The following is a 22,767-nucleotide window of genomic DNA, read 5'->3' as shown; positions in this document are numbered from 1 at the left end:
GGATCGCCGAGCCGCGCGGCGGTGGCCTGGAACGAGGAGCGCTCGGGCTCGGCGAGCGGCAGGAACTGCTTGGGGAAGCTTTCACGAGAGAGTGGCCACAGCCGCGTCCCCGAGCCGCCACACAATATCACAGGATGGATCAGACCGGTTGCCACGTGGGACATCAACTTACCCAATCTCGAAGATCACGGTCACTGCGGCGCCGGCCGCTCAGATGGTCTGGTTGTAGGCGCCGACCTGCGGGTTCTCGCGCAGGACCCCGTCGACCGCCCGGAACATCTCCTCGAGCCGCGCCCGCGACACCGGGCTCTCGACCACCACCACCAGCTCCGGCTTGTTCGACGAGGCCCGCACCAGACCCCAGGTGCCGTCCTGCGTCGACACCCGCACGCCGTTCACCGTCACGAGGCCGGTGATCGCCGCCCCCCCCAGGGCCTCGCCGCGCTCGTGCATCTCCCGGAAGCGCGCCGTCACCCGCTCGACCACGCCGTACTTCTCCTCGTCGGCGCAGTGCGGCGACATCGTCGGCGAGCCGAAGGTGGTGGGCAGCGCCGCGTAGAGCTGAGACAGGCTCTTGCCGGGATTGCGGTCGAGCATCTCGATGACGGCGATCGCGGTCAGCAGCCCGTCGTCGTAGCCGCGGCCCACCGGCGCGTTGAAGAAGAAGTGGCCCGACTTCTCGAACCCGGCCAGCGCGTTCAGCTCGTTGACGCGCCGCTTGATGTAGGAGTGGCCGGTCTTCCAGTAATCGGTCTCGACCCCCCGCGCCATCAGCTCCGGGTCGGAGGCGAACAGGCCGGTCGACTTCACGTCGACGACGAAGCGGGCGTTCGGGTGCTGGAGCGAGAGGTCGCGGGCGAGCATCACCCCGACCTTGTCGGCGAAGATCTCGTGGCCCTGCTCGTCGACCACGCCGCAGCGGTCGCCGTCGCCGTCGAAGCCGAGGCCCACATCGGCGCCGGTCGCCTTCACGGTGTCGGCGATGGCGTGCAGCATCGCCATGTCCTCGGGGTTGGGATTGTAGCGCGGGAAGGTGGCGTCGGCCTCGACATCGAGCGGGACCACCTCGCAGCCGAGGCGCTCGAGCAGGCCGGGCGCGAAAGCGCCGGCCGTGCCGTTGCCGCAGGCGGCCACGACCTTGAGGCGGCGGGTGAGGGGACGGGCGCGGGAGAGGAGGTCGTCGAGGTAGGTGGTGGCGAAGCCGGGCACGAAGCGGTAGGCGCCGCCGTCGCGGTACTGGAAGGCGCCGGAGAGGACGATCTCCTTGAGGCGCCCCATCTCGGCGGGGCCGAAGGTCATGGGCCGCTCGGCGCCCATCTTGACGCCAGTCCAGCCGTTGTCGTTGTGGGAGGCCGTGACCATGGCGACGCAGGGACAGTCGAGGGCGAACTGGCCGAAATAGGCCATCGGCGAGAGGCAGAGGCCGATGTCGTGCACGCGCAGGCCGGCGGCCTGCATGCCGGCGATCAGCGCCAGCTTGATCGCGGCGGAATAGGCGCGGAAGTCGTGGCCGGTGACGATGTCGGGCCGCACGCCGAGCTCGTGGACGAGGGTGCCGAGGCCGAGGCCCAGCGCCTGGACGCCCATCAGGTTGAGGTCCTTGGGAAACAGCCAGCGGGCGTCGTACTCGCGAAAGCCGGTCGGGGCGACGAGCGGCAGGGCCTCGAACGCGAAGGTGTTCGGCGTGAGCGCGGCGTGCGGCTGGGGAAACATGGTCGGCCTCTCTCTGAGCGGATAACGCGCGATTCAGGCTATAAAGCCACGCGTCAATCCACAATCTTCGTTTTTCAATCTATGGACTAACGAGGGCGATTAGAACTTTTACATTCTAATCGCATTCGCTTACTACACCACGCCGATGGTCGTCATGGTTCTTACTTTTCAACCCAGAAATTTACGTCGTACTCAAAATATTTCGTCCCGGCGTCATTGTCAGAATCCGTCTTCGGATCATACATGTTGATGCGCGGCTTGAGACCGTCGAACCGACTGACGATTTGCGCCGTGACATCGGTTCCGGTGACATAGGCGGAATGCTCGAATCCACGATACGAATAGACGACCGATGGCTTATCGTTATCCAATATGCGAACTCTGACCATATCATCGTCGACATCCGGAACATCCGTCGACCAGCCGGTCTGAATCATATACCCGTAGACTTTTGCAGCCTCGCCGACGAGCCGGATGATTGCCTGCTCCTTCAACTTGAAATGCGTGCCGATTTCCTCGAATTTCAGCACCTGCTTTCGAAAATCCGGGTGGCGCACATCGATGACGGCTTCGTTCTCGGGAACCGTCGTGTGATGTGCACTGACGAGCCCGGCCGCGAGATTCGAGCCCCGGCCCATGTGGTAGACGAAGGTGCCGGGCGCCAGGCAGATCCGATAGCCGGCCTTCAAACTGCGCAGGCTCCAATCCGTCTCTTCGCAGTATCCTCGCCCAAATATCGGATCCATCAATCCAACCTGGCGAATGACGGCGGCAGGTATCATGATGCAGAATGAAATTCCAGCCGGTATGTCGGTCGCCTCGCCCCCGAATACATCATGGAAAGTGTCTGAAATAAAATCGACCGTGGACTGGGCGCTCAGGTACCGATCTGGATCGGCGTTGGGAATCGAGTAGATCGAGACGTTGTTCGACCAGGCCGTGACCGATCCGACGGTCGGATCCGTGAACAGCCCGATCATCGAATTGATGAGATTGCGGGGAAATATGACATCCGAATTATTGATGACGACGTAATCGTAATCCTCTTGCACCGCAGTCAGCAATCCAAGATTCACGTTGCGCGGAATCCCGAGATTGCGCGGCGTGCGATAATACAAGGCACCGCGCTGCCTGCAATAGTCCTCGATCATCTCGCTGAATCCGGGCTCGGGACTCGCATCGTCCAGAACCAGGACGTCGATGTCGGCCTCGGATTGGTCTATGCGCAACGCACTATCAATCGCCTTCGGAACGAAATCCCGCCCATTATATATCGTTATGGCGTGTAGGACCCGGGGCTTCATGAGAACTCCTTAAGCTCAGCGAGGGTTTGCTGCAATTCCATCAGCTCACGGCGCAGAGCCGGTATCTGCGAGGACACTTCGCTGATGGCATGGGTTATTCCCACGATTCTCGCATTCGCGTTGCTCGTGTCGGATTTTGCTTGCTCGTATGAAATTCTATTTATGGCACTTACGATTCTGGCCTGCCGCTGACGGATGTCGTCCCGTATCACTGGATTGTGGCTTTGGTCATTCATCTCGCATTGTTCTCCATGATGCTCAGGTACGCCTCTACGGCTGTGTCAGCATGAGCCTTCCACGACAGCTTGTCCTTGGTAGCCATGACGCGCGCAATATTCTGCCGTCGCGCGGCGCCATCATCCAAGAGACGTTCTGCTGCCGCCGCCAACTCGTCGAGATCATAGCTGCCGGGCAAATTGCTGTTCCCCAGAAACTCCTTCAGGGGACCAAACGAGACATGCAAGCATGGGCAATTCATTTGTGCCGCCTCGAACGGAACGAGCCCGAACCCTTCAGCAGAGGTCGGGTACAGGACGAGGCTTGCCTGCTGCAGCAGCCAGTTCCTCTCCTTCTCTTTGACGTCGGGCAGAACGACCACATCCCGGTGATCGGACACCGCGATGGCTTCTTCCAGACGGTTGGTGCCGAACGGGACGTTCGCGCCCGCCATGACGAGCGAGATGCGGCGGCCCTTCGAGACGAGTTTTTGCCAGACCCGAACGCCGAGATCGCGATTCTTGTGGGCGTAAGTCGTGCCCAGAATCAAAATGAAAGGCGCGGATGCAAGTCCCCGATCGATCAACTCGCCCGGTATCTCGGTGACCGAATTGGTCGAGAGATGGTCGACGCCATTCGGAACAACGAACACGCGCGACGAATCGATGGGCAGACGTTCCTGCCGAACCGCCTCGGTCACGTCACGGCTGATGCAGAATATGCCATCGGTTTTTTCGATCTGATCGCGAAACGTCCACCTGTAGGAATGCCAGTCTTCCCAGTTGCGGAAATACGATCCGTTCCTGTATCCGATCACATCTTGAATGGTGATAACGATGCGCTTCGAAATCTGCCGCCACCGATCCCAGGGAATCTGGCGGGACGGCTGGTACGGTCGATGAATGATATCGACATGGGGAGCATTCGAGAAGTTCAAGTTGTCGCTGGCGATAACCGAGACTTTCTCCGTCATGCGGAGGGCCTCGGCGTAAACCGGCAGATTTTGTGGATCGGGCACGGCCACGATCACGCTCTGAACCGATTCGTGTTGCGCCAGCGCCAGGCTCATCGACAACGTGACAACTTGCGTCCCCATCTGCTGGGGACCGAGTTCAGACGCGTCGACCAGGATGCGGAGCCCGTTTTGCTTGATGCGTGCGTTGTCGAGCGCGACACCCAGGACGCTGTTATGGACATTTCGCTCGTAATCATGCAATCCAGGGAAAAAATGATGCTTCATGTAAAGAGCATGACGGGCATCGGGGTTTGACAAGATTGTCGGCTCGTGGCCAATCAAGTCCCAAGGCCGGTTCACGAAGGTCGTCGTATCGAGAAAATTATTGAAGCCCCGCTTCGAGGCTCGAAGCGAGAATTCCGCGAGGACAAACTGGGGGTGATGGCTCGAGTCATGGCTCAAATCGCCCGACACGACGAGCGCGGAGCGACTGATGAGTACGGCCGCGCCTTCGCAAACCGGAATCGGTACGGGACTCGGATTGCTCAGCTTCGAACGAAACAACTTCGTGAGAGTGACTTCGTTCTGCCCGTTAGGCCCAACCGGATGCTCCGTGTTCCGGTAGGGGAAGCTCAAATAGCCTGCTGCATTTGACAAGAACGAAACGGTGCCGATTCTCGGATCATTCCATAACCACTCGGATGCATATCGCAGCGCATCTTTCGTTAATACAACGGGCCATATGATGACGAGAACCTGCTCCGCGCCTTCATCGATGATCTTCTTGCATGATTCACTGAGTGAGGTGCTTTTCGAAATGCTCGATTTATCGTTGACGAATTTTTTAAGCGGCGACGAATCATCGGGATGTACGACAAAATCGACTGTCTTGACGTTGTCGAGGGCACAGGCCGATTGAAATGTTTCAAGCCACCGATCGGGTTGACGATGGGCCCAGATCAACACCGAAACTTGCGGCTGGCTTGCCTTTTCCGGATCGGTACCGCCTGGCTTTTCGGAATGTTGATTTGATTCATGTGCGGGGAACATATTGATGCCTACATGTCATGCTGGTCGGAAATATATTTTATCCTTACCTCAGGCCCTCAATCCGTCCTGGGAGAGCTCATATGTATCCCTCGTCGATCAGCCAGTTCGATACTCTCTTCGATCCCTCGGCAAAATCGACTTTGGCATGAACATTCAAGTCGTTGAGCAGAGGCGCGGGATCGCTGACGGCCCACCGCACGTCACCATCCCGGAACTTTCCGGAGATGTGCGGTTCGGGAGCGCCGTGGCTTGCCGCGATCACCCGCGCAGCTTCGAGGATGGTCGTCGCCTTCCCGAAACCCACATCCAGTGTTCTCACAGCTTTCGGAGGCTTGATGAGCGCCGCGGAACACGCCGCGATGACGTCAGTCACATACACGAAATCCCGACCGATCTCGCCATCCTCATAGACGTCGATCACTTTGCCCGCCCGGGCCTGTCTATGAAATAACGTTATAATGCCCGTATATGAATTGAAGGGCGACTGACCAGGCCCATAGACGTTCTGGAATCGAAGAATGGATACCGGCACATCTTTCGCGCTAGCCCAGGCGGAAATAATATGCTCTTGGGCGAGCTTTGTTGCGCCGTACACACTTGAAGGCGATGGGTGCATTTGCTGGGCGCAATGCGGAATGGGCTTGGCATCCTTCCCGTGCGCGTCCTTGAAAGACCATTGCGAATTCGCCAGCTGCTGATGGTCACGTCTATTGGGATAGAATACACTTCCGTCCGACGCGCGCCATGCCCCTTCGCCGTAGACCGCACGACTGGACGCAAGAAGAATGTGATCAGGCTTGTGACCGGCCGCCGTCAGGGCGTCCAGCATCTCGGCGGTGCCGGTGACGTTGACGCTCGCATGTCGAGCCGACTCGGTCAGGGACTGGCCGGTCCCGGTCTCTGCCGCGAAATGAATCAGATTGCCTGGCTTGTATTTCGAAAAAAACTCCTTCCAGAATGGACCGTTCCTCACATCCGCAACGACAAGCTCGGCACTGTCCGAAAACGCCGCCGGCTTGGCGCCGTTCGGGTGTACCTGCTCAAGCAATGAATCGACGGCAATCACTCGGCGGTTTTGCCAAGACCGATCCTTGATCAGCTCGCACCCAATGAAGCCTGCTCCACCGGTTATCAGATCGACGGTCTCCATCGAACTCTCTCCTTACTTAATCACGGATGCCGACAGAACATAGCACTTTTTTATATATTCTGTCGTCGTGCGCGGTGATCTCGACATAGAGATCGACATTGTCGCCAAAGCCGTCGTTCGGAGCTATTTCGCTATGGAAACCGCACCGGCCGATGTCTGGTCTTTTGTGGTAGCTGGCAACGTCATCCCGGCCGTGCGTCGACGTATTGCCAAAAACTTCGACGCCCTTCGATCGCGCCTTGATGCTTATGTTTTTTATGCTTTTTTCTTTATCTGCCAGAAATGCCCAGCCGTCGATAGAAATTCCCGAACCTCTCTTGATTTTTACTTGATCTTCGCTCGAATAACCTACATTACAGACCGCCTCGACATAGGAAATTATACTTGGCGGCCGCCGCTTGAGGAGTTCATGTTGTTCACGGGTTGCGGCGATTTCTGCTTGAAGCTGTATTACCTCTTGGCGCAACGCAAAATAGCGGCGACCAAGGGCGATCGCGCGGGCGTTTGATGCGTCCAGAGTTTTCAATGTTTTCTCTAGTATGCTTTCAGTGATGTCCGTCTCGTCCATGACACTCCCCAATCCTAGGAGGCTCCCCATATCGCATCGAGCACCTGCTTACAATACAGTGAGGTCCGTCGCGGCTGTCCGAATATCGTGCACGGAGGCCATCAATTTCCGGTCGATTTCGGCCGTCCGACACCGTTCCGGCCCGGCTCGCCGCGGGGGCGTCGAGGCACGGTTCTTGTGCCGGTCACAACGTCAATCCGGTGGTCGCCGGGGTGGCTCGGATCCCTCAACGGTCGGATCCGGGATCGTCCCGGTCCTCGCGCCTGCTCACGTCGCACGCATCAGGCGGTGTGGGTCACGCTCCTCCCGGCCATGCGCGGCGGCGCCGTCACGCGGCAGGCCGGTTCCCCTGGCGGTCGCCCCGGATGCGCGGCCCGCCACGGAAGGCCGGAACGCACCGGTCGGGTGCCCAATGGCCCCATGATCGAGCGATCCGATCGACGATGAGGCGCGTCTCCCCTCTCCCGTACGGAAGCGGGATCCCGCGCCGGATCGGATCGGGTGAAGCGGAGGGCGTCCGGCAGGCGGAAGGGGCGCCCACGCGCCCGACGATCGGCCCCGAGGCTGCCTCACCGCGCCCGGGCGAGGCCGAGGTGATCGCGCAGCATCGTACCGGAATAGTCCCGGCGAAACAGCCCGCGCTCCTGCAGCAGCGGCACCACGAGGTCGACGAAGTCGGTGAAGCCCTCGTGGAAGTAGGGCGGCATCACGTTGAAGCCGTCGGCGGCGCCGGTCTCGAACCAGTGCTGGAGCGTGTCGGCGACGGTCTCGGCCGAGCCGCACAGGACCCAGTGGCCACGGGCCGCGGCGGTCAGGTTGTAGAGGTCGCGCAGGGTCATGCCGTCGCGGCGGGCCTTCGCCAGCATGACCCGGGCGAAGCTGTGGTAGCTGTCCGGGAGGGCGATGTCCGGGACCGGCCCGTCGAGGTCGTAAGCCGACATGTCCTGCCCGAGCCGGTCGGAGAGCAGCGCCAGCGCGTTCCTGTCGCCGACGAAGCCCTGGAGCACGGCCAGCTTGTCGAACGCCTCCCGCTCGGTGCGGCCGACCACCGGCATCACCCCGGGCAGCACGCTGACGTCCTGCGGGCGCCGGCGGTGGGCCGGAAGCCGCTCCTTCAGGCCCGCATAGGCGGCGCGGGCCTCGTCGAGGTCCTGCACCACCGAGAAGACCACGTCGGCGGTGCGGGCGGCGAGGTCCTGCCCGGCCTCCGAGCCGCCGGCCTGCAGCACCACCGGCCGGCCTTGCGGGCTGCGGCCGATATTGAGCGGGCCCTTGACCGTGAAGAACGGGCCGTCATGGTCGAGGGCGCGGACCTTGGCCGGGTCGATGTAGAGGCCGCTTCCCCGGTCGGCGACCACCGCGTCGTCGGCCCAGCCGTCCCACAGGCCGGCCACCACGTCGAGGAACTCGCCGGCCCGCTCGTAGCGCCGGGCGTGGTCCGGGTGGACCGTGCCGAAATTCGCCGCCGTCGCCGGGCTCGCGGTGGTGACGGCGTTCCAGGCGGCGCGACCGCCGCTGATGTGGTCGAGGGAGGCGAAGGCGCGGGCGACCGTGAAGGGATCGCTGTAGGTGGTCGAGACCGTGGCGCCGAGCCCGATGTGGCGGGTGAGCGGAGCCAGCGCCGCGAGCAGCGTCAGGGGCTCGAGGCGCAGGGTGTAGGAGGGGTGCGCGGCCGGATCGGCGTAGAGGTTGTCGCCGATGAAGATCAGATCGAAGCAGCCGCGCTCGGCGGTGCGGGCGATCTCGGCGATGGCGGGGAAATCCTGGAAGCTGTCGACGGCGCCGGGCATGCGCCATCCGGCGACGTGGCTGCCGGTGCCGAGGAGGAACAGCCCGAGATGCATCTGCCGGGTCATGACGCCCTCCAGAACAGCAGCCGGCGCTCCGCGAGGCCGACGAGGCCGAAGAACAGGAGGCTCGCCGCCGAGGCGACGACGATCGCCGACCACACCTGCACGAAGTCGATCTGCAGCACCGCCTGGTAGATCACCCAGCCGAGGCCGCCATAGGCGCCGAGCATCTCGGTGACGATCGCCACGATGATGCTGCGCACCGTCGAGACCCGTAGGCCCGCGAGGATCAGCGGCAGCGCGGTGGGCAGGCGCAGGCGCCACAGGAGGGCGAGGCGCCCGGCGCCGAAGCTGCGCATCAGGTCGATGCTGCGGCGGTCGACCCGGTCGAGGCCGGCAAGGGTCGAGAGGAAGAGCGTGAAGCTGACGGCGAGCGCCACCATCACCACCTTCGAGGCGAGGCCGATGCCGAACCAGAGCAGGATCAGGGGCGAGTAGGCGACGACCGGCACCGAATTGACCGCCGTCACCGCCGTGACCACGACGCCGCGGGCGCGCGGCAGCAGGATCAGCGCGACGGCGAGCCCGATGCCGACGAGCGCCCCGAGGGCGTAGCCGAGGAGCGCCTCGGCCAGGGTGTAGGCGGCGGCCTCGGTCAGCATGGCGCGCTTGCCCCACACGCCGAGGAGCACGTCGCTCATCGCCGGCAGGACGTAGGCCGGCAGGGCGAAGCCGCGGGCGACGCCTTCCCACAGCCCGATCAGCACGAGCGCCCCGAGGACGCCGCGCTGCACGGCGAGGGATCGTTGCGCCGTCACTGCTCGGCCCCCCAGAACACGACGCGGCGCTCGAGGAGCGCGACCGCGGCGTAGAAGCCGGTGCCGAGCAGCGCCGCGACCAGGAGCGCGGCCCAGATCGCCACCACGTTCTCGTTGTACATCGCCTGCAGCAGCAGCACGCCGAGACCCGTCGTGTCGCCGAACCACTCGCCCACGATGGCGCCGACGAGGCTGAGCGAGGCGGCGAGCCTGAGCGCCACGAAGGTCTGCGGCAGGGCGCTCGGCAGCTGCAGGCGCAGGAGGATCTGGCGCGGCGAGGCGCCGAAGCTGCGCATCAGGGCGATCTGGCGCGGATCGACCGATTCGAGGCCGATGAGCGCGTTCACGGTGACCGGGAAGAAGGTGAGGTAGAAGGCGATGACCGCCTTCGCCATCAGCGTGTTGCCGAACCAGAGCACCACCAGCGCCCCGAAGGCGATGACGGGGATCGTCTGCGACACGACGAAGAGCGGGAAGACCATCTCGCGCAAGGAGCGCAGCCGCAGGAACGCGACGGCGACCGCCACCCCGAAGGCGCCGCCCGCGACGAACCCGATCAGGGTCTCGGCCAGCGTGCGCAGGAAGCCCGACGCATAGGCGCCGGGGCTCGCCAGGATCGCCGCCAGCACGGCGGAGAGCCGGGGCAGGTAGAACGGCCGGATCCCGAGGAGGAGCACCAGCCCCTCCCAGGCGAGCGCCACGGCGAGCAGAACGGCGACCCGTCCGCCGATCCGGCGGGCAAGCAGGCCGGGCCCGGCCGCCGGCGCCGAGGCCGCGAGGGCGGGGGCGGCGCTCACAGCTGGCGGTCCGCGGAGGACAGGGCGTCGAGGGGCCGCGGATCGAAGGCGCTCTTCAGGTCGACGGGCTTTCCGATCACCTTGGCCTGGAGCAGGAGGTCGTGCGCCTTGGCGAGCGCCTCCGGGTCGATCGTGAACAGGCCCTTCTCCCGGGCGGCGCCCGCCAGCATCAGGCGCTTGACCTCCGTGAGCATGAACTCCTGGTGCGCCCGGTCGAGGGTGGGGGCGATCGCCATCACGGTGTCGACGGCCGCCTTCGGGTCGGCGAAGGCGTCGCGCCAGCCGCGGATCGAGGCGCGCAGGAAGCCCTTCACCAGCTCGGGCTTCTCCTTGAGGGTCGATTCCGACACGATCAGGGTGTCGCGCGGGAAGGTGACGCCGTAATCCTCGGCCACGAAGGTGCGCAAGGTGTCCTTACCCATCCGGCTCTGGATGGCGTAGAGTTCGTTGTAGTAGGTGGCCGTCGCGACGTCGACGGCGCCGTCGACGAAAGGGGTGACGCTGACCTGCTGCGGCTGGATCTTCACCTCGTCGGGCTTGATGCCCTCCTTGGCCAGGATGGCGTTGAGGACGTGGTTGGCGCCGGTGAACCACGTCGTGACCGTGCGGCCCTTGACGTCGTGGAGCGCCTTCACCGGCCCGTCCTTGCGGGTGACGAAGACGAACGGGGTGACCTGGTGCGAGACGCCGATGCAGACCACCGGCAGGCCCTTGTCGCGGGCGGCGAAGACGCTGTCGCTGCCGCCCGAGAGGCCGAACGTGTCGGCGCCGGTGGCGACGAGGTTCTCGGCGAGCAGGTTCGGCCCGCCCGGGTTGATCGTCAGGTCGAGCCCCTCGGCCTTGTAGTAGCCCTTCTGAACGGCGACGTAGAACCCGGCGAACTGCGCCTGCGGCAGCCATTTCAGGCGCAAGGACGCCTTCACGGGCTCGGCAGCGCCGGCGGGTCCGTCGAGCGCAGGACCCGTGAGGGCGATGGCGGCGAGGGCGGCGAGGAGGTGGCGGCGCTTGAGCATCGGGGGCTTTCGCTTTCAGTGGCGGTAGGACGGGTCGGTGCGGTCGAGCCGGCGCATCAGCGCCGGCCATTCGCGCTCGCCGGGGATCAGGATGTCGCCCTGCAGCTCCCAGAACTGCCGCGCGGCGCGCTCGCAGACCTCGTGCGGAGGGATCACCAGGGCGGCACCGGCAGCGGCGGCGGCCTGCATGTCGAGCTGGATGCGGGCGGCGCGCTCGAAGTAGTAGAGCAGCATGAACGCCTCGCCGGGCGTGCGGCCGACCGTCAGGATGCCGTGGTTGCGCATCAGCATGACCTTGTGGGGCCCGAGGTCGCGCACGAGGCGCGCCTGCTCGTCGAGGTCGATCGCCACGCCCTCGTAGTCGTGGAAGGCCTGCCTCTCGTAGAACCGCATCGCGAACTGGCTGAGCGGCAGCAGGCCCTTCTCCTGGCCCGAGACCGCCACGCTGGCATCCGAGTGGGTGTGCAGCACGCAGGCCGCGTCGTGACTCGTCTTGTGGATCGCCGCGTGGATCACGAAGGCGGCGAGGTTCACCGTATGGGGCGTGTCGTCGAGGATGGTGCCCTCGACGTCGATCTTGACGAGGCTCGAGGCGGTGATCTCGTCGAAGAGCAGGCCGTAGGGGTTGATCAGGAACTCGTTCTCGCGTCCCGGCACGCGGGCCGAGATGTGGTTGTAGATCAGGTCGTCCATCCCGAGCTGCGCCACCAAGCGGTAGCAGGCGGCGAGCGCGACGCGCGCCTCCCACTCGGCGGGATCGCAGGCGCGCGCCGTCGCGGTCGGGCCTTCGCTCATCTGGCCTTCGCTCATCTGGCCTTCTCCTGGGCGACCTGGAACGACTTCAGGCTCTCCTCCTCGATCGCCTCGAGGAGCGTGCGCTTGAGCCGGATGAATTCGGGGGCGGTGACGAGGTCGGGCCGGCGCGGCCGCGGCAGGTCGATGCGCTGCTCGAGCTTCACCGCGCCCGGCCGGGCGGTCATCACCAGCACCCGGTCACCGAGGAAGATCGCCTCGTCGACGTCGTGGGTGATGAACAGGATCGTGCGCCGGTGGCGCTGCCAGACGTCGAGGAGCCAGCGCTGCATCAGCGTGCGGGTGAGCGCGTCGAGCGCCCCGAACGGCTCGTCGAGCAGCATCAGGTCGCGCTCGAACAGGAACGTGCGCATGAGCGCCACGCGCTGGCGCATGCCGCCGGAGAGCTGGTGCGGGTACTGCGCCTCGAAGCCGGACAGGCCGAACTCGGGCAGCATCCTGAGCGCCTCGGCGCGGGCTTCTTTCCGCGGCCGGCCCTCGATCTCGAGGGCCAGGATCGCGTTGTCGATCACGTTGCGCCAGGGCAGCAGCAGGTCGCGCTGGGGCATGAACGAGACGCGGCCGAGCAGGTCGGCGGCGTGGCAGCTCCGCCCCTCGAACCGCAGCGCCCCGCCGGGATCCGGCTCCTCCAGGCCCGCCACGATGTTGAACAGGGTGCTCTTGCCGCAGCCGCTCGGGCCCACGACGGTGACGAACTCGCCCCGCCCGACCCGGGCCGAGAGGCCGGACAGCGCCTTGACCGGCCCGAAGGTCTTGTCGACGCCCCTCAGCTCGATCAGCGGCTCGGGCTCCGGCGCCGGGGCGGGAGCGTCGTCCTGGTGTCGCAGCATGGCCCGCAAGAGACGTCCTTTCGGGTTCTTGTATAACGAGGGCCGCCTCTGGCATGCCTGAGCACCGGCCGCGATGCACGGACCTCTGCAACGGATGTGCCAGCGCCGGCCGGATGCGGGCCGGATCCGCGGCATCGGGCTTGCCAGTGCCGTCGAGCGGGCGGTGCATGCGGCCGGAACGATCGGGAATGGATGGGACTCGGGTATGACGTATACAAAAATGAGCCTCACAGATGCATAAGGCGTCGGCAAGCGCACAAAACGACGTCATTCGGCTCGAGGAGAAGCGCCCCTCCGCCTCCCCTCCCCCCGGCGTGACCCTGGCGGAGGGCCTGCGCCAGCAGCTCGAGGCGGCGATCGCCGCCGGCCATCTCGAGCCGGGCAGCCGCCTCGACGAGCAGGAGATCGCCCTGCGCTACGGCGTGTCGCGCACGCCGGTGCGCGAGGCGTTCCGGCTGCTCGCGGCGAGCAACCTGGTCGAGCTGCGCGGCCGCCAGGGCGCGGTGGTGCGTAGCATCGGGGCGCACGCCCTGATCGAGATGTTCCAGGTGATGGCGGAGCTCGAGGGCCTGTGCGCGCGGCTCGCCGCCCGGCGCGTGCCGCCGACCTGGCGGGCGACGATCGAGCCGATCCATCAGCGCCTCGCCGACCTCGTCGACGGCCGCGACGCCGACGCCTTCTACGACGTCAACCAGGAGTTCCACGAGGCGATCTACGAGGCCGCCCGCAACGCCTTCCTGGCCGACCAGACCCGGCGCCTGCGCAACCAGGTCGCCGCCTATCGCCGCCGCGTCACCCGGATGCCGAACCGGATGAGCGACACCATCCGCGAGCACGAGGCGGTGATGCGGGCGATCCTCGCCCATGACCCGGAAGGCGCGCACCGGGCGATGCGCGACCACGTCGCGCTGCTCGGCGACAACCTGCTCGACTTCCTGGCGGCGTTCGAGTGACCACCGGCTTGGTATGCAAATTGCTGCGCCATGCATACCTGTCGTCGCCAGGAGTGCCCCGTGCAGCTCGACCTCACCGACAAGACCGCCCTGATCACCGGCGCCTCGAAGGGCATCGGCCTCGCCGTCGCCCGCACCTTCGCGGCCGAGGGCTGCCACCTGCATCTGGCCGCCCGCAACGGCGCGGCGATGGAGGAGGCCAAGCGCGCGCTGGAAGCCGAGTACGGCATCCGGGTGACCGTGCACGCCCTCGACCTGTCGAGCACTGCCGCGATGGAGCGGCTCGCCGCGGAGGCCGGCGACATCGACATCCTCGTCAACAATGCCGGCGACATCCCGGCCGGCTCGATCGAGATCCTGGAGGAGGCCGACTGGCGCCGGGGCTTCGACCTCAAGGTGTTCGGCTACATCACGCTGTCGCGCCTGTATTATCCGCGCCTGAAGGGCCGCGGCGGCGTGATCGTCAACGTCATCGGCAATTCGGGCGAGAACTGGGACGCGAGCTACATCGCAGGCAGCACCGGCAACGCCGCGCTGATGTCGTTCACCAAGGCGCTCGGCGGCCGCAGCCTCGATCACGGCGTGCGGGTGGTCGCGATCAATCCCGGGCCGGTCGCCACCGACCGCATGCTCAAGATCATGAAGCGCAAGGCGATCGACATGCTGGGCGACGAGGCGCGCTGGCAGGAACTGTTCGACAAGTACCCGGGCAAGCGCCCCGCCACCTCGGAGGAGGTCGCCGACCTCTGCGCCTTCCTGGCCTCGCCCCGGGCCGGCTACATCACCGGCACCGTCGTCACCATCGACGGCGGCATCGCCTCCCGCGGCTCGGTGATCTGAGATGGCCTCCCCCGCCCTCACCCGCAACCGCTACTTCGACGACCTCTCGGCGACGCCGGACCTGATCTGGCTCGGCCAGAACACCAATCACATCGAGGCGCACCCGGCCGTGCGCGCCGCGATGATCCGGGCGGTCGATGACGGCGCCTTCAACGCCTACGCGCCGCCGCTGGGCTTCGAATCCTTGCGCGCCGCGATCATCGCCGATCTCGGCACGCCGGGCGCCGAGGCGCTGGTGACGGAGGGCGGCGTCAACGCGCTGGCGATGGTGTGCCGCGCCCGCTGCCGGCCCGGCACCACCTTCGTCACCACCGACCCCACCTGGAAGTGGCCGTGCCTGTTCGCCGCGCAGGCCGGCGCCACGGTGATCGAGATCCCGATCTACGATCCCGCCTGCGCCTATCGGCTGACCCCGGAGGCGCTGCGCGCGAACGTCGACGCGCGCACGGCGATCATCTACCTCGTCGATCCCAACAACCCCCTCGGCATCCGCTACACGAAGGACGAGATCGAGGCCTTCGCGCAGATCGCCCGGGAATGCGGCGCGCTCCTCGTCCACGACTGCACCTATCGCGACTTCGCCGAGGGCCACCACCCGGCGCTCCTCGCCGACCCCGAGAACGCGGTCGTCTCCTTGAGCTTCTCGAAGTGGCTCGGCCTCGCGGGTTTGCGCATCGGGGCGCTCGTCGCCTCCCCCGCCCTGTTCGAGGAGATGGCGTCGCGCACCACCAGCGTGCTCGGCGCCAGCGTGATCGCGCAGCGCGCCGCCGAGGCCGGCCTGGCGGTGAAGCCCGACTGGATGGAGAAGGTCCGCCGCATCGACCGGGCCAACAAGGCGATGATCGGAGAAGCCGCCGGCCGGGTCGAGGAGCTGGCGCTGCCGGTCCTCCCCTCGCACGGCAACTTCCTGGTGCTCGAGACGATCGGCGCCGGGATCCGGCCCGAGGCGCTGGTCGAGTGCTACCGCCGCCGCGGCATCATGATCCGCCAGGGCACCTACCACACCGCCCGCTTCGGCGACCGCTTCGTCAAGGTCTCGACCTCGGTGCCGACGCCGTGGGTGGAGCGGTTCTGCGACCTGCTGCCGGCCCTGGCGGAGGAGGCGCGCAGGCTGAACGATCTGCCCCCGCAATTCTGAGGGGTTGTTTGACCAGTGACATCTGTGGCGTCTTCAAAGAGCCGGGAGTTCCAACCATCCACCTCAGGATGAGGTCGAGGGCGGGACAGACCAGTCGCTCGCGAAGATAATTCTACGTCTCAAACAGGCCCTGCCCCGTTCCGGGCTCGGACCGGAGCGGCAGACCAGGACAGTCGACCATGAAGATCACCACCAAGGACGGCGTCCAGCTTCACGTCGAGGAGGCGGGGGACGGCACCCCGATCCTGTTCATCCACGAATTCGGCGGCAACCACGCGAGCTGGGAGCCGCAGATGCAGTATTTCAGCCGGCGGCACCGCTGCATCACCTACGCGGCGCGCGGCTACCCGCCGTCCGACGTGCCGGAGAGCCTCGACGCCTACTCCCAGGCGATCGCCGCCGACGACGCGGTGGCGGTGCTCGACGGTCTCGGCATCGACAAGGCCCACATCGTCGGCCTGTCGATGGGCGGGTTCTGCACCGTGCATGTCGGCCTGCGATACCCCGAGCGCGCCCTCTCGCTGACGGTCGCGGGCGCCGGCTACGGCTGCGAGAAGGAGTTCGAGGAGTATTTTCGCGGCGTCTCCCTCGAAGTGGCCGAGAATTTCGAGCGCAAGGGCGCGAAGGAGTTCTCGAAGATCTATGCCCTGGGCGCCAGCAGGGTGCAGTTCCAGAACAAGGACCCGCGCGGCTGGCAGGTCTTCGCCGAGCGGCTCGCCACTCACTCGGACAGGGGCGCCGCGATGACGATGCGCGGCGTCCAGGCCCGCCGGCCATCCTTCTACGACCTCGAGGACGAGCTGAAGCGGATGGCGGTGCCGACCCTGGTGGTGGTCGGCGACGAGGACGACCACTGCCTCCAGCCCGGCCTCTTCCTGAAGAGGACGATCCCCGCCTGCGGCCTCTCGGTCTTCCCGAAGACCGGCCACACCCTCAACCTCGAGGAGCCCGCCGCCTTCAACGCGCTCGTCGCCGAGTTCATCGCCCAGGTCGAGGCCGGGCGCTGGCTGCCCCGCGATCCGCGGGCGCTGCCGGGCCAGATCATGCGGACGCGCTGAATCATGACCGATCCCGACCGGCTCTGGCGCCGGCTGATGGCACTCGCCGAGATCGGCGCCATCCCGGGCGGCGGCGTCGACCGCCAGGCCCTCACCGAGGGCGAGGCCGAGGCGTGGCGACGCGTCATCGCCTGGGGCCGCGAGGCCGGCCTGGATCCTCAGACCGACGCCGCCGCCAACCTCTTCCTGGTCCTGCCCGGCCGCGACCGGGCGGCCCCGCCGGTCCTGCTCGGCAGCCACCTCGACACCCAGCCGACCGGCGGGCGCTTCGACGGCGCGGCCGGGGTGCTCGCCGCCCTCGACGCGGTGACGGATCTGGCGGCGAGCGGCCGGGTGCCGGCGCGCGACTGCGTCGTCGTCGCCTGGATGAACGAGGAGGGCAGCCGCTTCGCCCCCGGCATGATGGGCTCGGAGGCCTATTGCGGGTTACGCGACCTCGCGGCGATCCGGGCCGTCCGGGACGCCGACGGGATCGGCGCCGGGGACGCCCTCGACCGTTTCCTGGCCGGCTTCCCCGACCTGCCGCGCCGGCCCCTGGCTGCGCCGGTCGGAGCCTATCTCGAACTCCACATCGAGCAGGGGCCGGTGCTCGAGGCGGCGGGCATCCCCGTCGGGATCGTCACCGGCATCCAGGGCAAGAAGACGTACTCCGTGTGCCTCTCCGGCGCGGAGGGCCATGCCGGCACCCTCGCGATGGCCGAGCGCCGCGACGCGGTCGCGGCCTTCGCGCGCTGCGCCTGTGCGCTCCACCGCGAGATCGGCGGCCTCGACCCCACGATCAAGTTCACCATCGGGCGGGTGCAGGTGAGGCCGAACGCCCCCTCGGTGGTGGCGGGGGAGGTCCGGTTCAGCATCGACCTGCGCCACCCCGACAACGCCGTGCTCGATGCGGCCGGCGCGCGCATCGCGCCCCTGTGCCGGGCCGAGGCCACGCCCTGCGCGGTCGCGGTGACGCCGCTCGTCGACGCGCCCTCGAACGGGTTCGATCCGGTCTTGCGGGAGCGGATCGGGCGGGCGGCGGCGGCGCTCGGCATTCCGGCGATGCCGCTGCTCTCGGCGGCCGGCCACGATGCCCGCCACCTCGCCGGCCTCGCCCCGAGCGCGATGATCTTCATCCCCTGCCGGTCTGGGATCAGCCACGCCCCGGCCGAATGGGCCGAGCCGGCCCACCTCGCCGCCGGCGCGGCCGTGCTCGCCCGCGTGCTCGACGACCTCGCCTTCGCCGACGCCCTGCCCCTCGCCCGAGGAGACGCACGATGACCGAGACCTTCGCCCCGGACGCCGACCGCGCGCCGGTGGAGGCGGCACCGATCGACATGATGCCCACCGACATGGCACCGATCGACATGGCGGACCTGCCGGTCCAGCTGCCGGAAAGCCCGGCCGGGCCGGCCGAGGCGCGGGCGCGCTACTTCAATTCCGGTAATGCCTTCAACATCAAGCTGCCGCCGGTGCCCGGCCGGGTGTTCACGCGCGCGGCCGCCCGGGCGCTCGCCCCGGACGCGCCGACGGGCTTCATCCCCTGCGACCAGGCCGAGGCGCTGGCCTGCCCGTTCCCGGCCACGACCCCGTTGATGCTCGCCCGCTACGCCACGATCGCGGCGGGCGAGCGCCTCGCCTGCGACCTCGCGGCGACCGGCTCTGTCTGGTTCGTCATCGCCGGCACCGGCGAGACGCAGGCCGGGACCGAGACCCTGTCTTGGGGACCCGGCGACGTGATGCTGCTGCCCGGATGCGCGGTCACGCACGCGGCGCAGAGCCGGACCGTCCTGTGGTGCGTCAGCAACGAGCCCCAGCTCGCCCACGACGCCTCGCGCCCGCCCGCCGCACCGGTCGCTCCGGTGCATTACCCGGCCGCCGAGATCGAGCGTCAGCTCGCGGTGATCACGGCCGCCGGGACCAACGCCGCGACCTCGGGCCTCGCGCTGATCTTCTCCTCGGACGGGCTCGAGGCGAGCCGCAACATCCTGCCGACCCTGACCCTGTCGCTCAACACCCTGCCGCCCGGCACGCATCAGCGCGCGCACCGCCACAACTCGGCGGCGGTGACCCTCGTGGTCGCGGGCGAACGCTGCTTCTCGACCGTCGATGGCGCCCGCTGCGACTGGACCCCGTGGGCGACCCTGGTGACGCCGCCGGGTGCGCCGCACGCGCACCACAACGAGGGCGAGGCTCGCGCCCGCTTCCTGATCGTGCAGGACGGCGGCCTGCACTACCACGCCCGCACCATGGGCTTCGCGTTCCTGGAGTGAGCGGGAGAACCGGCCTCGCGGACTCCTCGGGGACCCTCGCTGCGCGCCGGGACGGTGCGTGACGGGAAGGATGCGGCGCGCGTTCACCCCCGCATCCGCACGGGAGGCCGTGGCCCTGCGCGAGAGCGGCGGCCGGTCGCAGAGGCAGAGATCAGGGAGAATCTTGAGAGAGCCCGGCAGCCTCCCTGCCGCGAAGGTGCTCCCGAGGGCATGGCGTAACGGAACGCGCCGGGCGTCCGTTCGGTCCGGTGCATGATCACGGCGGTCTGCCCGCCGGGATCGGACCTTGAAACCGTCCTCCCTCCTCGTCCGGTACGGGCCGGTTTGCCGGCGCCCGTGATCTCAGGATCCGACGATCTGGCGCATCGCCACGATCGTCCGGAAGCCGCGCACGTTCGGATCGTCGTGGAAGACGTCGCGCGCGAACGCCTCGTAGGCATCCATGCCGGAGAGCCGCAGCTGGAGCACGAAATCCGTATCGCCGGTGACGTACCAGGCCGCCTTCACCTCGGGGCGCCGTCGCAGGCGTCGCATGAACGCGTCGAGCAGGTCGGAGGTCTCGCGCTCCAGCGAGACCAGGACATGAACCGTGAGCGGCGTTCCCAGCACCGCGGGGTTCACGACCGCGACGTCGGCCACGATCACCCCTTCGCCTCTCAAGCGCCTCAGGCGCCGAAGGACCGCGCTCTCCGAGAGGCCGACCCGCTCGGCCAGCACGCGCGCCGGCGTCTGGTTATCCGTCTGCACCGCATCCAGGAGGGCCCGATCGAAGGCGTCGAGTTTGGCGGTTTCCGGCATCATGCAGCCCTGCGCGACGGAAAGCAGCGTAAGCCAGCATGATTTCGGCGCCAATCGGCGCCGGGTCTCGCTAGGCTGACCGCATGACGACCCACGCTCACACCACACCGGACGCGATCGCGGCCGATCTGCTGCGCCTCGATCCGGGCTACGCCGCCACGCCCCTCGTCGCGCTGCCGGGGCTGGCGACGCGCCTCGGCGTCGCCCGGGTCCTCGCCAAGGACGAGGGCCGCAGGCTGCTGGGCAGCTTCAAGTCGCTCGGCGGCACCTATGCCGGGCTGCGGGCGCTCGCCCGCTCCGCCGGGCGCGACGTCGCCGGCCTCGTCGCCGCCCGCCCGGCCGGGCAGCCCGCCCTCGTCTGCGCCAGCGACGGCAATCACGGGCTCGCCGTCGCCCTGGCGGCCCGCCTCGCCGGAGCGCCGGCGCGCGTGTTCCTGCATGCCGGGGTGCCCGCGTCGCGCGCCCGGCGCATCGGCGATCAGGGCGCGGAGATCGTCCGGATCGAGGGCACCTACGACGACGCCGTCGACGCCGCGGCCGAGGCCGCCCGCGCCGGGTCCGGTCTCCTCGTCGCCGACACCACCGACGATCCCGATGACCCGGTCGTGCACGACGTGATGGCCGGCTACGGCGTGATGGCGTCGGAGATCCGCGCGCAGGTGGCCCGGGCCGGGGACGAGCGGCCGACCCACCTGTTCGTGCAGGCCGGGGTCGGCGGCCTCGCCGCGGCGATTGCGGAAGGCCTGGCCGGTTTCCTGGCCGCGCCGGCCCGGATCGTCGCGGTGGAGCCCGCTTCGGCCGCCTGCCTCGAGGCCGCCATGGCGGCGGACCGCCCGGTCCGCGTTCCGGGCGACCTGCACACGGCCGCCGAGATGCTGTCCTGCGGCGAGGCCAGTGCGCCGGCCATCGCCGTGCTGAAGCGGTACGGCGCGCAGGTGGTGACGGTGGCCGAGCCCGGGCTGGCCGAGGCGCCGGACATCCTCGCGGCGCATGGAGGACCCGCCACCACGCCGTCGGGGGCGGCGGGCCTCGCCGGCGCCATCGCGGCGCTCGGCAACCCGGGGCGGGCGGAGGAGCTCGGGCTGGATGCCGGGAGCCGCCTCCTGATCCTGGTCACCGAGGGGCCCCTCGCGGAGTGACGTGCCCGACCTTGCGTCCCATGCCCCGCTGCGTCACGGCGATTCGGCGCCGCTGCACGACCCGGCCCACGACTTCGACGACGCGGCGCTCCCCGACGGCGCCGCCTTCCCCCTCGCCATTGTCCGCCGGCGCCTGCCGGCGGCCTGACCGGTCAGGAGCGAGCCCGCCATGTCCCCATCCTCCGGCATCGACGCCACGCGTTTCCTGCACCGCCTGCGGACGCTCGCCGCCATCGGTCGCGACGACCAGGGACGGCGCACGCGCCTCGCTGCGTCGGACGCCGACCGCGCCGGCCGCGACGCCGTCGCGGGCTGGATGCGCGAGGCCGGGCTCGCGGTCGAGATCGACTGGATCGGCAACCTGATCGGCCTGTGGTGCCCGGCAGGGGCGCAGGGCGCTCCCGTGATGATGGGCTCGCACATCGACACCGTGATCGATGCCGGCGCCTATGACGGCTGCGCGGGCGTGCTCGCCGGGATCGGCGTCGTCGAGGCCCTGCGGGACGCGGGCGAGATCCCCGCGCGCCCGCTCGCCGTCGCCGCGTTCACCAACGAGGAGGGCGTGCGCTACGCCCCGGACATGCTGGGCTCGCTCGTCTATGCCGGCGGCCTCCCGCCGGAGGAGGCCCTGGCGACGGTCGGGACCGACGGGACGCGGCTCGGCGAGGAGCTGGCGCGGATCGGCTATGCCGGGCCGCAGGCGCCGGGCTTTCTCGTGCCGCACGCCTATGTCGAGCTGCATGTCGAGCAGGGTCCCGTGCTGGAGCGCGAGGGCATCGCGATCGGGGCGGTCGAGACCCTGCAGGGGATCTCCTGGCAGGAGGTCGTCATCGAGGGCACGGCCAACCATGCCGGGACCACGCCGATGAGCCTGCGGCAGGACGCGGGCGTCGCCGCAGCCGGGCTCGTGACCTGGCTGCGCGAGCGTGCGCGCCGCGGCAACGGCCGCAGCGTCGCCACGATCGGCCGTCTCCGCCTGGAGCCCGATGCCATCAACGTGATCCCGGGGCGCGCCGTGCTCACGGTCGACCTGCGCGATCCCGACGCGGACGCGCTCGCGAGGCTGGAGGCGGATGTCGCGGCGCGGCTGCAGGAGATCGCCCGGGCCGAGGGCGTCGCGGTCTCGGTGCGCCGGCTCGCCCGCTTCGACCCCGTCACGTTCGATCCCGGCCTCGTCCGGGCGATCGAGGCCGCCGCCGGAGCACGCGGCCTGTCGACCCGGCGGATGACGTCGGGCGCCGGCCACGACGCGCAGATGATGGCGCGGCTCTGCCCGGCAGCAATGATCTTCGTCCCCAGCCGGGACGGCATCAGCCACAATCCGCGGGAATTCACCGCGGATGCCGACCTGGTGGCGGGCGCCGACGTGCTCCTCGACGTGGTCCGCCGGATCGCCGCCGGTCCTCCCGGGAACCTGTTTCCGTCGTGAGGGGACGGCCCTTGTGGTTAGAGGAGGGCGCTGCCGTCACGGGATCATCACCGGCGCCGCGCTGGGACACGGGCGACGGCGCAGCCGCCTCGCCGCGGGACCGGGCGACCGTGCCCGCCTCCGCCTGCCGTCCGGCCCGACGC

General features: G+C 67.9%; 23 protein-coding genes. 9 read left to right on the top strand and 14 right to left on the bottom strand.

Going from position 1 to position 22,767, the window contains the following annotated elements:
- The 13 genes from EU555_RS13345 to EU555_RS13285 form a co-directional block, all read right to left on the bottom strand.
- The coding region (locus EU555_RS13345) for a sugar phosphate nucleotidyltransferase (RefSeq protein ID WP_245524291.1) at positions 1-164 on the bottom strand (164 nt) is incomplete at its 3' end.
- Positions 165-210: 46 nt separating this feature from the next.
- Positions 211-1,713 carry a phosphomannomutase/phosphoglucomutase gene (locus EU555_RS13340; RefSeq protein ID WP_135415109.1) on the bottom strand — a complete coding sequence of 501 codons (1,503 nt, stop codon included), beginning with the start codon at positions 1,711-1,713 and terminating at the stop codon, positions 211-213.
- 161 nt (positions 1,714-1,874) lie between these two features.
- A complete protein-coding gene (locus tag EU555_RS13335; protein WP_135415108.1) occupies positions 1,875-3,017 on the bottom strand; it encodes a glycosyltransferase family 2 protein in 1,143 nt (380 codons plus the stop codon).
- Positions 3,014-3,253, bottom strand: coding sequence for a hypothetical protein (locus tag EU555_RS13330; RefSeq protein WP_135415107.1), 240 nt, complete (start codon positions 3,251-3,253; stop codon positions 3,014-3,016). Before EU555_RS13330 ends, EU555_RS13335 begins: the two co-directional genes overlap by 4 nt.
- A complete protein-coding gene (locus tag EU555_RS13325) occupies positions 3,250-5,238 on the bottom strand; it encodes a glycosyltransferase (protein WP_135415106.1) in 1,989 nt (662 codons plus the stop codon). Before EU555_RS13325 ends, EU555_RS13330 begins: the two co-directional genes overlap by 4 nt.
- A 76-nt stretch (positions 5,239-5,314) precedes the next feature.
- The gene (locus EU555_RS13320) at positions 5,315-6,388 is read right to left on the bottom strand and encodes an NAD-dependent epimerase/dehydratase family protein (RefSeq protein ID WP_135415105.1); all 1,074 of its coding nucleotides are present in this window, start codon (positions 6,386-6,388) and stop codon (positions 5,315-5,317) included.
- A 16-nt stretch (positions 6,389-6,404) separates the two neighbouring features.
- Entirely contained in the window at positions 6,405-6,956 is a 552-nt protein-coding gene (locus EU555_RS13315; RefSeq protein WP_135415104.1) for a hypothetical protein, read from the bottom strand.
- 569 nt (positions 6,957-7,525) lie between these two features.
- Positions 7,526-8,812, bottom strand: a complete 1,287-nt coding sequence (locus EU555_RS13310; RefSeq protein WP_135415103.1) for an LLM class flavin-dependent oxidoreductase — start codon at positions 8,810-8,812, stop codon at positions 7,526-7,528.
- The gene (locus EU555_RS13305; protein WP_245524287.1) at positions 8,809-9,540 is read right to left on the bottom strand and encodes an ABC transporter permease; all 732 of its coding nucleotides are present in this window, start codon (positions 9,538-9,540) and stop codon (positions 8,809-8,811) included. Before EU555_RS13305 ends, EU555_RS13310 begins: the two co-directional genes overlap by 4 nt.
- A 20-nt stretch (positions 9,541-9,560) precedes the next feature.
- Positions 9,561-10,361, bottom strand: a complete 801-nt coding sequence (locus EU555_RS13300) for an ABC transporter permease (protein WP_135415102.1) — start codon at positions 10,359-10,361, stop codon at positions 9,561-9,563.
- Positions 10,358-11,374 (bottom strand): ABC transporter substrate-binding protein, encoded by a 1,017-nt coding sequence (locus EU555_RS13295; protein ID WP_135415101.1) that lies wholly within the window; start codon positions 11,372-11,374, stop codon positions 10,358-10,360. Before EU555_RS13295 ends, EU555_RS13300 begins: the two co-directional genes overlap by 4 nt.
- A gap of 15 nt (positions 11,375-11,389) precedes the next feature.
- Positions 11,390-12,184: a class II aldolase/adducin family protein gene (locus tag EU555_RS13290; RefSeq protein WP_245524286.1), complete on the bottom strand. Its 795-nt coding sequence runs from the start codon at positions 12,182-12,184 to the stop codon at positions 11,390-11,392.
- Positions 12,181-13,017 (bottom strand): ABC transporter ATP-binding protein, encoded by an 837-nt coding sequence (locus tag EU555_RS13285; RefSeq protein ID WP_135415100.1) that lies wholly within the window; start codon positions 13,015-13,017, stop codon positions 12,181-12,183. The genes EU555_RS13290 and EU555_RS13285 overlap by 4 nt, the downstream gene beginning before the upstream one ends.
- A 233-nt stretch (positions 13,018-13,250) precedes the next feature.
- On the opposite strand from EU555_RS13285, the gene EU555_RS13280 reads away from it, so the two are divergent.
- The 6 genes from EU555_RS13280 (at position 13,251) to EU555_RS13255 (ending at position 19,258) form a co-directional block, all read left to right on the top strand.
- On the top strand, positions 13,251-13,970 hold the full coding sequence (locus EU555_RS13280; protein WP_135415099.1) for a GntR family transcriptional regulator: 720 nt from the start codon (positions 13,251-13,253) through the stop codon (positions 13,968-13,970).
- A gap of 60 nt (positions 13,971-14,030) precedes the next feature.
- Entirely contained in the window at positions 14,031-14,810 is a 780-nt protein-coding gene (locus tag EU555_RS13275) for an SDR family oxidoreductase (RefSeq protein WP_135415098.1), read from the top strand.
- Position 14,811: 1 nt separating this feature from the next.
- Entirely contained in the window at positions 14,812-15,948 is a 1,137-nt protein-coding gene (locus EU555_RS13270; protein ID WP_135415097.1) for a pyridoxal phosphate-dependent aminotransferase, read from the top strand.
- 179 nt (positions 15,949-16,127) lie between these two features.
- The gene (locus EU555_RS13265; protein ID WP_135415096.1) at positions 16,128-17,006 is read left to right on the top strand and encodes an alpha/beta fold hydrolase; all 879 of its coding nucleotides are present in this window, start codon (positions 16,128-16,130) and stop codon (positions 17,004-17,006) included.
- A gap of 3 nt (positions 17,007-17,009) precedes the next feature.
- Complete coding sequence (locus EU555_RS13260) at positions 17,010-18,266, top strand: Zn-dependent hydrolase (protein ID WP_135415095.1); 1,257 nt, start codon at positions 17,010-17,012, stop codon at positions 18,264-18,266.
- Positions 18,263-19,258 (top strand): cupin domain-containing protein, encoded by a 996-nt coding sequence (locus EU555_RS13255; protein ID WP_135415094.1) that lies wholly within the window; start codon positions 18,263-18,265, stop codon positions 19,256-19,258. The genes EU555_RS13260 and EU555_RS13255 overlap by 4 nt, the downstream gene beginning before the upstream one ends.
- A 342-nt stretch (positions 19,259-19,600) precedes the next feature.
- Here EU555_RS13255 and EU555_RS13250 read toward each other — a convergent pair whose 3' ends face one another.
- Positions 19,601-20,059, bottom strand: coding sequence for an Lrp/AsnC family transcriptional regulator (locus EU555_RS13250; protein WP_245524285.1), 459 nt, complete (start codon positions 20,057-20,059; stop codon positions 19,601-19,603).
- Positions 20,060-20,139: 80 nt separating this feature from the next.
- Between EU555_RS13250 and EU555_RS13245 the strand changes: the two genes are divergently transcribed.
- Genes EU555_RS13245 through EU555_RS13240 form a run of 3 tightly spaced genes read left to right on the top strand, consistent with a single transcriptional unit; the run spans position 20,140 to position 22,624 of the window.
- Positions 20,140-21,195: a pyridoxal-phosphate dependent enzyme gene (locus tag EU555_RS13245; RefSeq protein ID WP_135415093.1), complete on the top strand. Its 1,056-nt coding sequence runs from the start codon at positions 20,140-20,142 to the stop codon at positions 21,193-21,195.
- Between the two features lies 1 nt (position 21,196).
- A complete protein-coding gene (locus tag EU555_RS36135; RefSeq protein WP_167858532.1) occupies positions 21,197-21,343 on the top strand; it encodes an amidohydrolase in 147 nt (48 codons plus the stop codon).
- A 21-nt stretch (positions 21,344-21,364) separates the two neighbouring features.
- Positions 21,365-22,624, top strand: coding sequence for a Zn-dependent hydrolase (locus EU555_RS13240; RefSeq protein WP_135415092.1), 1,260 nt, complete (start codon positions 21,365-21,367; stop codon positions 22,622-22,624).
- Positions 22,625-22,767: the final 143 nt, after the last annotated feature.

It is taken from the genome of Methylobacterium nonmethylotrophicum, from assembly GCF_004745635.1.
GTDB lineage: Bacteria > Pseudomonadota > Alphaproteobacteria > Rhizobiales > Beijerinckiaceae > Methylobacterium > Methylobacterium nonmethylotrophicum.
This window is presented reverse-complemented; position numbering and strand designations above follow the sequence as displayed.

Excerpts from the sequence above, each read along its gene's own strand:
- EU555_RS13255 (WP_135415094.1), top strand. The coding sequence starts at position 18,263 with ATGACCGAGACCTTCGCCCCGGACGCCGACCGCGCGCCGGTGGAGGCG.
- EU555_RS13325 (WP_135415106.1), bottom strand. The coding sequence starts at position 5,238 with ATGTTCCCCGCACATGAATCAAATCAACATTCCGAAAAGCCAGGCGGT.
- EU555_RS13310 (WP_135415103.1), bottom strand. The coding sequence starts at position 8,812 with ATGACCCGGCAGATGCATCTCGGGCTGTTCCTCCTCGGCACCGGCAGC.
- EU555_RS13265 (WP_135415096.1), top strand. The coding sequence starts at position 16,128 with ATGAAGATCACCACCAAGGACGGCGTCCAGCTTCACGTCGAGGAGGCG.
- EU555_RS13315 (WP_135415104.1), bottom strand. The coding sequence starts at position 6,956 with ATGGACGAGACGGACATCACTGAAAGCATACTAGAGAAAACATTGAAA.
- EU555_RS13335 (WP_135415108.1), bottom strand. The coding sequence starts at position 3,017 with ATGAAGCCCCGGGTCCTACACGCCATAACGATATATAATGGGCGGGAT.
- EU555_RS13295 (WP_135415101.1), bottom strand. The coding sequence starts at position 11,374 with ATGCTCAAGCGCCGCCACCTCCTCGCCGCCCTCGCCGCCATCGCCCTC.
- EU555_RS13285 (WP_135415100.1), bottom strand. The coding sequence starts at position 13,017 with ATGCTGCGACACCAGGACGACGCTCCCGCCCCGGCGCCGGAGCCCGAG.
- EU555_RS13280 (WP_135415099.1), top strand. The coding sequence starts at position 13,251 with ATGCATAAGGCGTCGGCAAGCGCACAAAACGACGTCATTCGGCTCGAG.
- EU555_RS13320 (WP_135415105.1), bottom strand. The coding sequence starts at position 6,388 with ATGGAGACCGTCGATCTGATAACCGGTGGAGCAGGCTTCATTGGGTGC.
- EU555_RS13250 (WP_245524285.1), bottom strand. The coding sequence starts at position 20,059 with ATGATGCCGGAAACCGCCAAACTCGACGCCTTCGATCGGGCCCTCCTG.
- EU555_RS13240 (WP_135415092.1), top strand. The coding sequence starts at position 21,365 with ATGTCCCCATCCTCCGGCATCGACGCCACGCGTTTCCTGCACCGCCTG.
- EU555_RS13245 (WP_135415093.1), top strand. The coding sequence starts at position 20,140 with ATGACGACCCACGCTCACACCACACCGGACGCGATCGCGGCCGATCTG.
- EU555_RS13340 (WP_135415109.1), bottom strand. The coding sequence starts at position 1,713 with ATGTTTCCCCAGCCGCACGCCGCGCTCACGCCGAACACCTTCGCGTTC.
- EU555_RS13260 (WP_135415095.1), top strand. The coding sequence starts at position 17,010 with ATGACCGATCCCGACCGGCTCTGGCGCCGGCTGATGGCACTCGCCGAG.
- EU555_RS13330 (WP_135415107.1), bottom strand. The coding sequence starts at position 3,253 with ATGAATGACCAAAGCCACAATCCAGTGATACGGGACGACATCCGTCAG.
- EU555_RS13270 (WP_135415097.1), top strand. The coding sequence starts at position 14,812 with ATGGCCTCCCCCGCCCTCACCCGCAACCGCTACTTCGACGACCTCTCG.
- EU555_RS13290 (WP_245524286.1), bottom strand. The coding sequence starts at position 12,184 with ATGAGCGAAGGCCAGATGAGCGAAGGCCCGACCGCGACGGCGCGCGCC.